Source organism: Peribacillus sp. TH27, from assembly GCF_016650915.1.
GTDB classification, from domain to species: domain Bacteria; phylum Bacillota; class Bacilli; order Bacillales; family DSM-1321; genus Peribacillus; species Peribacillus butanolivorans.
The window spans coordinates 5,392,845-5,406,521 of the sequence record NZ_JAEKEV010000002.1; the positions used below are offsets into that span (position 1 = coordinate 5,392,845).

Genomic DNA, 13,677 nt, shown 5'->3' on the forward strand with positions numbered 1-13,677 from the left:
AATGACACGACGTTTGTCGAAGCTTTTCCTTATCTTTTCGGTCTTGTTCATTTTAACAGGTTGCTGGGATTATAAAGACATTCAGGATATCCATTATGTAACTGCTTTAGGAGTAGATTATGAAGACGGTAAGTATGTTGTGTATGTGCAACTTGTTGATTTGTCTGCTGTTGCCAAAACTGAAGCTAAAAGTTCGGAACCAACAAAAGTTTATATAGGCAAACATAGTGGGAAATCCATATCAGAAGCCATTAATCACTTATATCAAACAGCTCAACAGCGATTATATCTTGGACAAGTTTCAACATTTGTGCTCACAGATAAAGCAATAGAGCATAATATTAATGATATAGTGGATGCCGCCTTCAGGTTTAATTTAATCAGGTATTCAAGTAATATTTTTGCGACAAAAAAACCTTTGGATGAATTGTTTTCTATAAAAGGTTTTTTTAATTTAACCCCTTTATACTCAGAGTTGCATTTTCCAAAACCTATCTATGAAAACCTTTCCTATATTGAACCGATTACATTGAGAACCTTTATTTCCACCTACAGGGATGTATCTATCACAACAACACTCCCAACTATTTCATGGAGTGGCAATGATTGGACTGAAGATAAAAAAAAGCGGAAGACCTTTACAATTGACGGGGCTTATGTGATTTATTATAAAAAATCCATGAATTGGTATTCAGTTGAAGACTTGAAAGGATCGCGTTGGATTACAAAGAAAACGAATAGAACACCAATCGAATTCACAAAAGCGAATGGGACAACTTATATTTCGTTAACTCACCCTCATGTAAAAATTAAACCGATTGTGAAAAATAATGAAGCTAAATTCACCTTAGATGTTGACATTAAGGGGAGTATTTTAGAATTATCAACAAACGATAGCTTGAAAAACCTTGAAAAATTTGTTCAGGATTATATAAAAAAAGACATTGAACAAACATTTGAAATTGGCTTAAAACGCAATGGGGATCCACTTGGTCTTGGCCAAAAATTGTACCGAAAAGACTTGCGATTTTGGAAGAACAACAATATTAATGAACCGAAGGATTATTTGCATGCAAATTCTTTCGAACAAATTAACATAAATGTTAACCTTGCCAATGCTGGTACTCTCGAATACAATCCGTTTAAAAATGAAAAACTGCCTAATAACTAAGTTCAGCATTAAAAAAACAGGGACTGGCAGTTTCAAAAGAACCGCAACGTCTCTTGACGTTGCGGTTCTTTTATTTTATAAAAAATTATCTATTAGAGGAAAGAAGCAGGAAATAAGGATACCGGCGATAGCCATGGTCGCTCCTGCGACAGCACCAGTAAATTCACTTTCCTGTGTAGCTTGCGCAGTACCGAGACCATGAGCAATAGTACCATAAGCAATGCCGCGAGCGAATGGCATAGTAATGTTAAGTTTATCCATCATTCTAGGGGCAATCATCGTACCTAATACTCCGGTCAAAATAACGAAGGCGGCTGAAACATTAGGGTTACCTCCATAAAGTTCGGTGATTTCTACAGCGATTGGTACTGTAATTGACTTAACCGCTAATCCTTGAAGAATGAACTGTGGAAGAGAAAAGGCATTGGCGATGACGAAGGCAAGAATTAATGTTACCGTAAGCCCTAAAAGCATGCCGCTAATAGCAGGAATTCCATATTTAACAATTATGGTCCTATTTTTATAAAGTGGTACGGCCAAGGCAACGGTAGCTGGGCCCAGGAAATAGGTAATGATGTCTTTACCTGTTGAATAATCATTGAAATCTAAACCGCTGAACAGAAGCACAAGAATAATTGTTACCGTACTAAAAAATACGGGAGTCGTAAAGGGTGATGGATGTTTAGCATATATTTTCCTTCCAATAAAATAGGCAAGGATTGTTATTAATATGCTATAAATGGTAATGAGCGTTGTCATGCTGTTTAACCTCTCCTCTATGGGATAACTTCTGAACCGTCCAGGCTGAAACGATAAATCCAAAAATTAAACTGACGCCCAATGTGAGTGCTAACGGCAGACCAAATTTTATGAAAAGCCACCCCATGGTCATTAAGCTAATAGAAATAGGGATAAAGAAAAAGGCAAGGTGCTTCACCAGAAATCCTGAAGTAAGTTCAATCCACTCGACTTTTAGAATTCTTGTCTGTAACAAAATGAATAAAAGAATCATGCCGATTACATTACCTGGAATAGGCAATTGAAGGTGATCAGATAAATAATAGCCAAGCTTGCAAAGGATAAGCAACATTAAAAGTTGCATGATAAAAGTAAATGATTTTTTCATGATTAGTTCCTTTCAAAAACGGTTTGAATATATTTGTGAATAAGTCAAGTGTATTCATTATAAAAAAATAATCCTAAAAATAATAGGGTATTGCAACATTCTTTTATATCTTCCTGTAAAAATTGAAAAAGGAGCGTTCCAATTTAGGAAGCTCCTATCTTATATGAATAATAAGTAACCTATCTTATCCAAGGATATTAACTTGCGTTATTTCTTTTATGCTTCAAGTAACTGCTGTTCGTCATCATCGTTCTGTCTAAGGATGTGAAAGGTGTATAAATCTTTAGGAATTTCATACAAATCAAAGATATCTTCACCATGATTAATTTGATCATAAAGGGACTTTCTTGTTCCGTTAGCATTGACGGCATAGGGGAGCTTTTCAGCGGCTTTCAAAGAGCGGATATTTTTTTTGCGAATACGCATGAAGACTGTTTCCATACCGAGCTCGAAAAAAAGCTCTTTAAAGAAAGCATCTTTTGCGATGGCATTATATCCTTTACCATGATAGGGTTTGCCAAGCCACGTGCCAAGGAAACCTGCACCATTTTCAATATCGTATAAAGAAATACAACCGATGGGGTTTTCCCATTCATCTAAAATTGTTCGTGAAATGAGTTCACCAGTTTCTTCGGCCTCGATCGTTTGCTTAGTAACGAATACATATTCTTCATATGAATCTACTTTATGGCGCACGAAAGGGAAGACATCTGGATGCGTCATTTGTTCATAAAGAGAAAAACAATCTGTAAAATCTCTCTTTTTTAACATTTCCGTCCCTCCGTTTGAGGGCAGTTCTTATGCGTAGTCGCTGCCCACCCTCGAAATTTTTTAAGTCGTTCGTCAAAAAATTTCGGGGTGGGAATCGAACCCACTAGAACCGGAAACCGGTGGCGCACCATTTGCCTTCCCTATTTTTATTGTCTGAAAATATATAAATCTAAAGAACCTTACGAAGGTATAATACTAAAAAAAAACGGTTTGGGAATAGGTTTTTTGCCTTTTTTTTTCGTCAAATTTCAACTTTTTTATGAAGGTTAAAATTGGAAGGCAAACGCGTGCTTTTTTCTTTAGAAAAATTGATTTTATTCCCTATTTTTTTGAGAAATGCTTTTTGTTTTTATTAAAATTTCCCTGTAATTTGCATGAATAAAATGATCGTACCGAGTGCCCAAACATAAATAGAAAATATTTTCAGTGAACGCTTCTTTAAAAAATCAATCATCCACACAACGGCGATATAGCCAAAGATTGCTGCGGCCAGGGTACCGACAAAAAGGGCTGTGATTGGAAGCCGTTCAACATCTCCTGTAAAAATGGGTTTCATCTGAAATACGATGCCCCCTGTAATTGCAGGAATCGATAACAAAAAGGAAAAATAGGCGGCAGTGGCTCTGTCAAGCTTGCAGAAAAGTCCAGCGGCGATGGTCAATCCAGAACGTGATAGGGCAGGCATGATGGCAGCGGCTTGAAATGTCCCGATAATAAGGGCATCTTTTATGGAAATTTCATTCAGCGATTTGCTCCCTTTTCTTACCCCGTCTGCTAACCATAAAATCAGTCCGGTGACTAAAAATTCCCAGCCGATTGTCACTCCTGTTTTTGATAGGCCGTCAAACCAATCGCCTAGTAAAAGACCGGCAACCACAGCAGGGAATGTTCCTGCAATCAAGAGCAGCGTCATTTTGGAGAAAGGGTTTTTCAGTAAGAAAATAATGTCATCCTTGTAGACAACTAATAAGGCAAGCAAGGTTCCGATATGAAGCATGGTATCTAGAAAAATGCCTGCCTCGTCAAGATGGAATAAATGCCGCCCTAAATATAAATGTCCTGTACTTGAAATAGGTAAAAACTCAGTCAAGCCTTGAATGATTCCAAGGATAAAGGCTTGAAATTGATTTAGCAAAAAAACATCACCCCAGTCTAGGTGTTTTAGGACAATCCTTTATTTTATCTGTATGCACAAGAAGGATGGAAATGTTCAGATTTTTTGGAAATTAAATTCCCAACAAGATTTGTGAAGGAAAAGATAGTCCTCTTCAACTTTTTTCGAATATAATGAAAGGAAAATGAAACTATTTGTTATTTGATTCGTAATTATTCATATGAGAGAGGAGGAGAAGACACTATGCCTACTAAAGATGAAAGAGTGTTTGCTGCCCTTATATATGTCATCAGCTTTTTTACAGCTTTTGTCGGTCCTTTGGTCATTTGGCTACTTAAGAAGGACTCGTCACAATTTGTAGATTATCACGGAAGGGAATATCTGAACTTTTTTATTTCCTACACCGTATATTCGATTGTTGCAGGGATTCTGTCACTGGTACTGATTGGATTCTTACTATTGCCGGTTATCGGAATAGCTTTAATCGTATTTACTATCATTGCTGCAGTCAGGGCTTATGAAGGAACAGACTATCGCTTTCCACTAATTTTTAGAATTTTATAGAATGTAAAAAGGGGTTCGTTATACACGAGTCCCTTTTTATCATCTGGGAATATTTACTTTGTTAGGAAAAATAATTACGACGCTGTGTTTAGTTCGATAATTGCCTTATTATTAAAAAAGGGAATAGGTCACATTAAAGCGAATAAAGTATTATAATATTTCCTTCAATAACCTTTAAGAGAAATGAGTGACAGGCTGCTTGACACCTTGCCGATAATTGTCAATTCAGACGGTGATTCTTCTATATAAGGAGTAAGGAGCAGGATATGAATATTCGCGAATATTATCAAAAAACGAGCAATTCAAATTTTCATGCATCTTGGATCTCTCTTGTATTGGCCATTGTTTTTTTTATTTGTCATGCTTTTACAATAATTCCTGGTAACATTTTATTGATAACGGCTCCATTTATTTTTTTAAGTATTGCCCAATTTGTAAGTCATCGGATTTATGAAAATAGAATAAAGGAATTGCCTATCGAACTAATTGAAACGAATACAGGTTTATTACAAACTAAACATGTACTACTGACTTTTATGCCTGCTCCAACTTTACGGCTACTCCTATTTGCGCCTAATGGGTCTCTTTTGGGCGAAATTCGAGATTTAAATATGAAGTGGTTCATGTGGATGGTTCCGAATTTCTTATCGATGCTATTGCCTAAGCGATATGAATTGGTCGACCATGAGGGGCATTTACTTGCTAAGTACTATATTAAAAGAGGCCTTTTTAATAAGGTTACGATTTTGGATCATCAAGGTGGGGTTATTGGGTTTTATCAAGAAAATAAGTCACTCGTGAAAATTAATGGAATGATTTATAAGTTTGACGGGACAGAATGGATGCCTGTTCAAACATCGGGAAGTTTAACTTCTTTTGAGATTAAGACAAAAGAAGGAGAAAAGGTTGTTTCGTACCAAGAAGGGTGGATGCCCTTAGAGTGGGGGAAAAGATTTAAGACAAATACACCTATTCTTACCTTTTCATCTAACGTTGAAGAAAGTCCAAAGATCATCATATTTGGGTTTTGTGCAGCTACTCTAAACCATCGCTCTAATTGACTAAAATATCTTTTTAACCAATCTTCGAAATATTTGATATAATAAAAGTGAAATACATAGAAAAAAGGGTGGTAATTATGAGTTTACTTAATGAAATTCTTGAATTTAATGAACAGTTTGTAGAAGAAGGTGAATATGTTAAGTACACAACTGATAAGTACCCTGAGAAACGTATGGTTATTATCAGTTGTATGGATACTCGGCTTGTCGAGTTATTGCCAAAATCTATGAATGTCAAAAATGGCGATGTGAAAATATTGAAAACTGCTGGCGCAATCGTCTCCCATCCATTTGGAAGCGTCATGCGGAGTATTCTTGTAGCTATTTATGAGCTAAAAGCAGATGAAGTTTTTGTTATACCTCATCATGACTGTGGAATGGCATCAGTTGATGCTGATTCTGTAGTTGAAAAGATGATTGATCGTGATATTCCGAAAAGTACCATTGATACACTTGGAGCTGCGGGAATAGATATCCGTAGTTGGCTTCGCGGATTTGATGATGTATATGAAAGTGTTAAAAAAAGCGTGGAAGTAATCAAAGGCCATCCTTTAATTCCAAAGAATATTCCTGTACATGGACTGATTATTTCGCCGGATACAGGTAAATTAGAATTGGTTGTTGATGGTTATGCGGTAGAAGAAAACCAATAAAAACAATTGGTTCGTTGAAAAAACTGTCGGAATTATTTCCGACAGTTTTTTTAAGTTTGAGAAATGCTATTTATTTTTATCAGTTTTTTTGTTAAAATCACCAAGTGTAGTTTGTCACAGATACAAACGGGTGGGTGAGGGATAAATTTAGTAAGGATACAACATGAATAAAAAAAACTTGGAAGCGTTTTTTCATTTTTCCAAATATGAAACGAATGGAAAACGTGAAATCCTCGCCGGAGTTGTCGGCTATTTTACGATAGTGTATATTCTCGTCGTGAATTCTCTGATTTTATCAGAGGCGGGCATACCGATTAATGGTGCAGTAATTGCCACAATTCTTCTATCAGCTTTAAGCTGTATCATGATAGGGCTTTGGGCAAATGTTCCAATCCTTATCGTTCCAGGCATGGGTGTCAATGCCCTTTTTGCATATACAATGGTTCAAGGAATGGGTCTGTCTTGGCAATCGGCACTTGGTGCTGTTTTTATCTCGGGGTTTATTTTTGTAGTCATCGCTTTTACAAAATACTCGAAATTAATTAGTGATTCAATCCCAAGTTCGATAAAAGATGCCATCTCTGTGGGTCTAGGTTTATTTTTGATGCTAATCGGTCTCGAAAAGGGCGGGATTATAACAGGCGGTTCGTCGTCAATTGTTGCCCTTGGAGATTTAGGTGATCCAGCTGTGCTTTCGACGGTGCTGACATTTTTACTGGCCATCACGTTATTTATCAAGAATGTTCCAGGTAATTTTATGATTACCATCATAGCAGGTAGTCTTATTGCTTACTGGTTTGGTACAGTTCAACTCTCGGATATCCAATTTTCAGGTTTAGACACAGCCTCCTATAGTGATCTCTTCTTTTCATTATCGTTCATTGAGGCAGGCAGAATTGAATTCTGGATAAGCGTCTTTGCTATGACAATGGTTCTTGTCTTTGAAAATATTGGTCTTGTACACGGACATGTACAAAGTATCAACCGTCCTGAAGCTTATAAAAAGTCACTGCAAGCTACAAGTGTTTCCGTTCTTCTTTCAGGTATCTTCGGTTCTAGTCCTACGGTTGCAACTGTCGAAACAGCAGCTGGAATCGCATCAGGAGGCAGAACTGGTTTGACATCAGTAGTGACAGGCCTGTTATTCATTCTTTCCCTATTATTTATACCGGTAATTAAAGTGATCCCAGACAGTGCCATTGCTCCAATATTAATTATTATTGGCATTCTGATGCTAGAAAATATTAAAAAGCTAGATTTTAGCGACTTTACCGAAAGCATACCGGCAATCTTAATTATCACAATCATTCCATTTACTTACAGTATTGCAGATGGAATGGCTTTTGGTTTTATCCTTTACCCGTTCTTGAAACTGGTAACTGGAAAAGCAAAAGAGGTCTCAACTCCGATGTATGTGAGTGCGGGATTGTTTATCGTCTATTTTATTATCGGAATGATTGGTTGACATTTTGGAAGAGCGGTTGGAATAAGAAACTTCTTATTCTAGCCGCTCTTTATTGCATATAGTAACTAAAATGGAGTGGACTATAATGTTGCTTACACTCTGTGCCTTTAATAGGTGAGATGAAAAAAACTCCTGAAGGAAATTTCGATTTATTGTAAATTTCGCAATGACACATCTGTTCTGAAAATGCTATGATAAAAGATATTAAAATAATGATATATAAAAGTAGCAAATTGAGGAAGTGACAGGATGATTATTGAAGGTTTAAAAAGCCATGGATCAGGCAATGATTTTTTAATCATTGATGAATTAACAACAACCTTGACGTTTACTGAAGAAGAACGCAAAAATTTAGCCCAGACTCTTTGTAATAGGGAAAAGCTCGGAGCGGATGGTATTTTATTTGTAATGAAAAGTGAACATGCAGATGCAAGAATGCGTGTCTTTAATGCGGATGGGTCGGAAGCATCAATGTGTGGTAATGGACTTCGTTGTGTGGCTCGTTATGCATATGACGTTCTAGGGCTTGATAAAATGATTGTGGAGACGATGAAAGCAAATTTACTCGTTGAAAAAACGGAAGATATCTATAAAGGGATTCCAACTTTCAAGGTGGAAATTTCCCCAGTTAGTTTTAAGGTAAAGGACCTTCCGCTTATCGTTGAAAAGGAACAATTGCAAAATGAACCATTGCCGGAGCTACATGATTCCCTTTTATTTTCGGCATTGGCAGTTCCTAATCCGCATTTAATTACTTTGGTCGATAGTGATGTGCTGCAAAGTGAATTGCAGGCAGAACTTTCAATAAAGGTCAATCAGTCGAACGAGCTGTTCCCTGATGGTGTCAATGTCAGTTTTGTGAAAGAGCTGGAGCCAGGTAGTATTTATGTCCGGACATTTGAACGAGGCGTAGGATTCACAAATGCCTGCGGAACAGCGATGTCGGCTTCTAGTCTGATTACATGTTCTGTTGGACTAAACTCATTAGAAAGTGAAATTTCCGTTTATAATAATGGCGGGAAAGTTAAATGTGTTGTGCATTATGATAAAGAAAGCAAAAAATATTCGATTGATTTAATCGGGAACGCAACCTATGAATATAAGGCGTTGATTGAAATTGACTTAAATCAGCCGGAAAAGTTTGAACTACTTGAAAAACATGACTATGACGCGGAAACAAGTCTGTATGCTAAGTTGCAGGCAGAAGTACAAAGCTATTTAAAAACTACGCTATAAAGTACGAGACCAACTATGAGTTGGTCTTTTTTTGTTTGAGAAAGGACAAAACCTCAAGAAAAGCAGGGCCATTATTGACATGTCTGTAATCCTTAAAGGCACACCCCAATCTTTTAATTCTATTTGGTACGGTTTCAATCGTAAAGTCTTTGAGCTGAAGTCTTTCGCCCACTTCTTCCCAATATAATGGTGTAGCAACACCAGCAAACGGATTACCGCGCGGGGAATAAGGGACAATAATGGTTTTCCCTTCACTATGCTGTACAAAGTCAAGGTAGAGTCGATTTTGCCGATTTTTCTTCAATCGTTCCATTGTAAAATCATCTGGGTAAGAGCTTATTAAGTAATGACCGAGAAAATCGGTGAACATACGTGTTTCTTGATAGGAAAAGATGTCTTCCGGTAGTGGAATATGAATTTGCAGTCCTTTGTTTCCGGAAGTTTTTACAAATGCTTTGATATTTAAAGAATCCATTACCTTCTTTATTTCAAGTGCAGCTTTAATTGCTAAAGAAAAAAATTCAATCGAGGGTGGATCTAAATCCAGGACGATTTCATCAGGTTTTACTTTTCCCGCTTTCTGAAATGGAGTATGAAACTCTAGTGCAAGTTGGTTGCCAAACCACAGCAATGTTTCAATATCATTACACAACATATACTCAATATCCTCATCCCAGAACGTTTTAATAGATGCAGGCGCATAATCTGGTTTGTTTTTTTGGAAAAATTTTTCATTGTCCATAGATCCATGGGGATAACGAATCGTTGTTAGCAGTTTATCCTTTAAAAAGGGTAAGAAAAATGCAGAAACCTCTCGTAAATATTGAAGGTATTCAACTTTTATCACCTGTTTGTCATCGATTATCCAAAGTGGTTTATCCCGGGAAGATATTTGTATTGAATCTGGAAATGTAAATTGGCTGATTACGAATTTTTCCCAAGTACATTCATTGGGGGATGTCTGTAAAAGCCATTGTGAAAACTGAGGTTCACGTAATTCATTTTCCTCGTATACATGTAAAAATTGAACTTCAATACAAATGGACGGATGTATATAAAAGAATTGTTCGTCTTCTTCTGAAGCATTTTGTTTTATCAGTTCGTGTAAGATACTTTTATCATGAGCGCTAAGCCCATTTTTGACACTACCAATTTTCGTGATTTCATTCCCTTTATATACTGCGAGGGAAACATATCCGTTTTCTTTATTCAAAGCTGTGATGAAGCAGGAAACAGCCCTCCAATTTTTCACTTTGATCCAGGAAGTGGAACGTTTTCCTTCTTGCCAAGTACTTTGAATTTCCTTGGCGACTATCCCTTCTCCATCTAAGAGGATGACTTTATTTATTGCCTTATCTAAATCGACATAACTCTCAATCAATTGAATTAAAGCCTTATCATTTGGATTAGGAGGCATAGGCAATTCAAGTATTTCTCCAAGGTTTTTAATCATTTTCCTTCGTTCTGACATTGAATTAGTGGTAAGGTCATTTCCGTTGATCCTAAGCAGGTCAAACACGATAAACCGGCATGGGGTAAAATTAGCTTTTTCAGAAATCAGGGATTGTTTCCGTAGGCGGCCACGCCATTGTACCTCAAAAAAGTCTGCTTTTGCTTCATTTGTGAGCCAGACTAATTCACCATCTAACTGCAGTGGTAGAAAACTTTTAAGATCTAGGTCATTAATAAATGTACTGATTTCTGGGAAAAGGGAAGATAATTCCTTCCCGTTTCGACTCGTAATTTTTACCGTATGGGCATCTATTGTTAAAATGGCACGAAAACCGTCATATTTGACTTCATAACGCCAATCCGTGGATTTCGGGGCTTCGGGGTAATATGTTGGCAGCATCGGTTTCATTTTATTTGTACCTCCGCAATAAGTGATTGACATTATTTTTGCCAAAATAATGAGGTGTTAGAGTTGGCAAATGTTTTTTCGAATTATTTTAGACAAGAGGGAATAATAAGCCTGTACTTCTATTTATAAAAAGTTATGAGGTGATGAATATGCATACCATTTGGAAGGGAAGCATTTCTTTCGGTTTGGTGAACATTCCGATAAAACTTCATGCCGCAACGGAAGATAAGGACATATCCTTGCGAACGTTGCATAAGGAATGCCACTCACCAATTAAATACGAAAAAGTTTGTCCGGTCTGCCAGAAGGAAGTAGGCAAGGAAGACATTGTTCGTGCTTTTGAATATACAAAAGGAAAGTTTGTTGTATTAGAAGACAATGAGCTAGAAGAACTTAAAAAACAAAATGAAGAAAAATCAGTGGAAATCATGGATTTTGTTAAAATTGAAGAAATAGATCCGATATATTTTAACCGTAGTTATTTTATGTCTCCAAATGATGGTGGCATAAAAGCCTATTCCCTATTGCGGCAAGCACTCAAGGAATCGAATAAAGTTGGGTTAGCAAAAATCATCATCCGTTCAAAGGAACAAATGGCGGTTATAAGGGTTGTAGATAACACCTTGTTGATGGAAACGATTCATTATCCAGATGAAGTACGCTCCGCAGCAGATGTTCCGAATATCCCTGCAAATGATACAATTGTAAAAAAAGAAATTGATACGGCAATTTTATTAATAGATCAATTAACGACGACTTTCGATCCGACAAAATACAATGATGATTATCGAACGGCGTTACTTGAGCTGATTGAATCAAAGAAGACAGGACAGAAGACGATTACAGCCAAAACAAAAGTAACAGTGTCCAACAATGTTACCGATTTAATGGAAGCTTTACAAGCATCCATTGATCGAACGAAACCTGATAAACTGGAAGGGGAAAAAACGACGACCCGGAAAAAAGCGGCACCGAAAAAAAAGAAACAAGCGTAAAAAAAGAAGCTGAGTGGAAGACGAACCAATGTCTCTCAGCTTCTTTTTGTTTTTTCAGAAGGGGAACAAAGTGAATACAGTGGTTAAAGAGGTACACATAGCTGAAGAGTTTAAACGGAATACATATTAATAAAGTTTGTGTTTTGTATAGATAATTGGGTTGCCCGTGGAGATATTTGTAGGACTAATCTATGCGGTAGAGGAAGAATGTGAATTAAAACCCTTGGTTTTTTTAGTAAGAAAAACGAAATGGTTCTTTTTGACAGAGAAGAAGCTGAGAATTTAAAAAGAAAAGGTAGTGTTTTAGGCTGATGTGTTTTAATGGAGTGATTCTGAGCAGAGCAAAATATTATTCTGAAGATGATAGTGTCATTCAGTAAGGCGATATATGGCTGATCTTTATTGTAGGGATTGAGTAGTGGATTTGAAGAAGGCAAAAAAATTCGCTCCCTGAAGAGCGACAAAGAGGAAATTAATCGTGAAATCAACATATAGGCGACCAATTTTGTTTTTCGACTATATATTGTGTTCATATTCTACCATATTTAATTCTGAAATAGCAACCAAATTACCGAAACTATAGTACGATTTTTCTGAAAATCAGTAATTTTCCACCATTTCTCCCGGAAGTAGACGTTTTTATCTTCTCTGAAATAGTAAAGTAATTAAAATAGATGCAGAATAAAATGAATTTTTAGTATAATGTATTCATATAAGGATGATATAAAGTAAATAGGATTGGAAGATGTTAATTGGAAAATGGAAAAATCGTGTCCCTTCAAGCCGGAAAGCCTAAACAGGAAATGTTTTCGAATGTTAAGATTTTATCAGCTATGGATAAAAAAACTTTGGATAATGTGACCGTAACAAAATCAGGAATAGTTGGAGACGGAGTAGGGAATCTAAAGTTCCATGGAGGCCCTGACCGTGCATTGTGCATTTATCCTTTTGAGCATTACTCATTTTGGAATGAAAAATTCTCTAAACAGCTTGATATCCCTGCTTTTGGTGAGAATTTAACAGTAGCTGGGATGATGGAAACTCAAACGTATATCGGTGATATCTATCAAATAGGTGGGACAATTGTTCAGATCACCCAAGGACGAATTCCTTGCTCGACTATTTCTCATTTTAACCAAGAACCTAAGTTTTTGACATCAGTGATGAAAACAAGTTTTACTGGTTATTTTGCAAAGGTCATTCAAGAAGGAGTTATTAAAAAACAAGATGAAATTGTTTTATTAGATCGACTTCAAGAAAACATCTCTGTATATTATGCAACTGAAGTGATCCTGCATAATCGAGACGGACAGGATGGAGCTCATGCTCTACTTTCTGTAGATTCGTTAGCGGAGGACTGGAAACAAAGGATATTAAAGAGAGTTTAAACTTTGAAGGATGTATGATCTTAGTAGAAAAGAAAAAAATGACTATCAAACTATTGAAATTGACAGATTATTAATGTAAATTAAATATAAACAAATTTTGAAATGTTAAGAAAACTTTATAATGGATCTTATCGAGAGAGGTGGAGGGACTGGCCCGAGGAAACCTCAGCAACCAGCTTAGGCAAAGGTGCTAAATCCAGCAAGCAGAGCTTGATAGATGAGGAGAATGTTTCAAAAAACCTTCTTCTTTGAGAAGGTTTTTTTTCTTTTCT

General features: G+C 36.5%; 13 protein-coding genes and 1 riboswitch. Of the genes, 8 read left to right on the plus strand and 5 right to left on the minus strand.

All coding sequences use genetic code 11. The annotated features are described in order from the left end of the window. The first annotated feature begins 1 nt into the window (after position 1). Positions 2–1,171, plus strand: coding sequence for a Ger(x)C family spore germination protein (locus JFU24_RS27440; RefSeq protein ID WP_201224004.1), 1,170 nt, complete (start codon positions 2–4; stop codon positions 1,169–1,171). Between the two features lie 75 nt (positions 1,172–1,246). On the opposite strand, the gene JFU24_RS27445 is transcribed toward JFU24_RS27440, so the two are convergent. The 4 genes from JFU24_RS27445 to JFU24_RS27460 all read right to left on the minus strand — a co-directional run bounded on the left by JFU24_RS27445 (position 1,247) and on the right by JFU24_RS27460 (position 4,203). Then, a complete protein-coding gene (locus JFU24_RS27445; protein ID WP_201250766.1) occupies positions 1,247–1,930 on the minus strand; it encodes an LrgB family protein in 684 nt (227 codons plus the stop codon). Next, positions 1,905–2,297, minus strand: a complete 393-nt coding sequence (locus JFU24_RS27450) for a CidA/LrgA family protein (protein ID WP_053346572.1) — start codon at positions 2,295–2,297, stop codon at positions 1,905–1,907. The genes JFU24_RS27445 and JFU24_RS27450 overlap by 26 nt, the downstream gene beginning before the upstream one ends. Before the next feature lie 216 nt (positions 2,298–2,513). Further along, entirely contained in the window at positions 2,514–3,068 is a 555-nt protein-coding gene (locus JFU24_RS27455) for a GNAT family N-acetyltransferase (protein ID WP_201224009.1), read from the minus strand. A 352-nt stretch (positions 3,069–3,420) separates the two neighbouring features. Then, the gene (locus JFU24_RS27460; RefSeq protein ID WP_201250767.1) at positions 3,421–4,203 is read right to left on the minus strand and encodes an undecaprenyl-diphosphate phosphatase; all 783 of its coding nucleotides are present in this window, start codon (positions 4,201–4,203) and stop codon (positions 3,421–3,423) included. Positions 4,204–4,425: 222 nt separating this feature from the next. Between JFU24_RS27460 and JFU24_RS27465 the strand changes: the two genes are divergently transcribed. The 5 genes from JFU24_RS27465 (at position 4,426) to dapF (ending at position 9,161) form a co-directional block, all read left to right on the plus strand. Beyond that, positions 4,426–4,746 carry a DUF4870 domain-containing protein gene (locus tag JFU24_RS27465; protein WP_056520737.1) on the plus strand — a complete coding sequence of 107 codons (321 nt, stop codon included), beginning with the start codon at positions 4,426–4,428 and terminating at the stop codon, positions 4,744–4,746. Positions 4,747–5,012: 266 nt separating this feature from the next. Continuing rightward, positions 5,013–5,807: a hypothetical protein gene (locus JFU24_RS27470; RefSeq protein ID WP_201224013.1), complete on the plus strand. Its 795-nt coding sequence runs from the start codon at positions 5,013–5,015 to the stop codon at positions 5,805–5,807. 77 nt (positions 5,808–5,884) lie between these two features. Next, a complete protein-coding gene (locus tag JFU24_RS27475; RefSeq protein WP_053346567.1) occupies positions 5,885–6,460 on the plus strand; it encodes a beta-class carbonic anhydrase in 576 nt (191 codons plus the stop codon). A 163-nt stretch (positions 6,461–6,623) separates the two neighbouring features. Next, positions 6,624–7,925, plus strand: a complete 1,302-nt coding sequence (locus tag JFU24_RS27480) for an NCS2 family permease (RefSeq protein ID WP_057219073.1) — start codon at positions 6,624–6,626, stop codon at positions 7,923–7,925. A 249-nt stretch (positions 7,926–8,174) separates the two neighbouring features. Next, positions 8,175–9,161, plus strand: a complete 987-nt coding sequence (gene dapF, locus JFU24_RS27485; RefSeq protein WP_201250768.1) for a diaminopimelate epimerase — start codon at positions 8,175–8,177, stop codon at positions 9,159–9,161. Between the two features lie 13 nt (positions 9,162–9,174). On the opposite strand, the gene JFU24_RS27490 is transcribed toward dapF, so the two are convergent. After that, the gene (locus JFU24_RS27490; protein ID WP_201185359.1) at positions 9,175–11,022 is read right to left on the minus strand and encodes a DNA ligase D; all 1,848 of its coding nucleotides are present in this window, start codon (positions 11,020–11,022) and stop codon (positions 9,175–9,177) included. A 149-nt stretch (positions 11,023–11,171) separates the two neighbouring features. Between JFU24_RS27490 and ku the strand changes: the two genes are divergently transcribed. Both ku and JFU24_RS27500 read left to right on the plus strand, forming a co-directional pair. Continuing rightward, on the plus strand, positions 11,172–12,017 hold the full coding sequence (gene ku / locus JFU24_RS27495; RefSeq protein WP_201250769.1) for a non-homologous end joining protein Ku: 846 nt from the start codon (positions 11,172–11,174) through the stop codon (positions 12,015–12,017). 752 nt (positions 12,018–12,769) lie between these two features. Then, a complete protein-coding gene (locus JFU24_RS27500; protein WP_082527396.1) occupies positions 12,770–13,405 on the plus strand; it encodes an MOSC domain-containing protein in 636 nt (211 codons plus the stop codon). Between the two features lie 125 nt (positions 13,406–13,530). Continuing rightward, a riboswitch (SAM riboswitch) is annotated at positions 13,531–13,629 on the plus strand. Positions 13,630–13,677 lie beyond the last annotated feature (48 nt).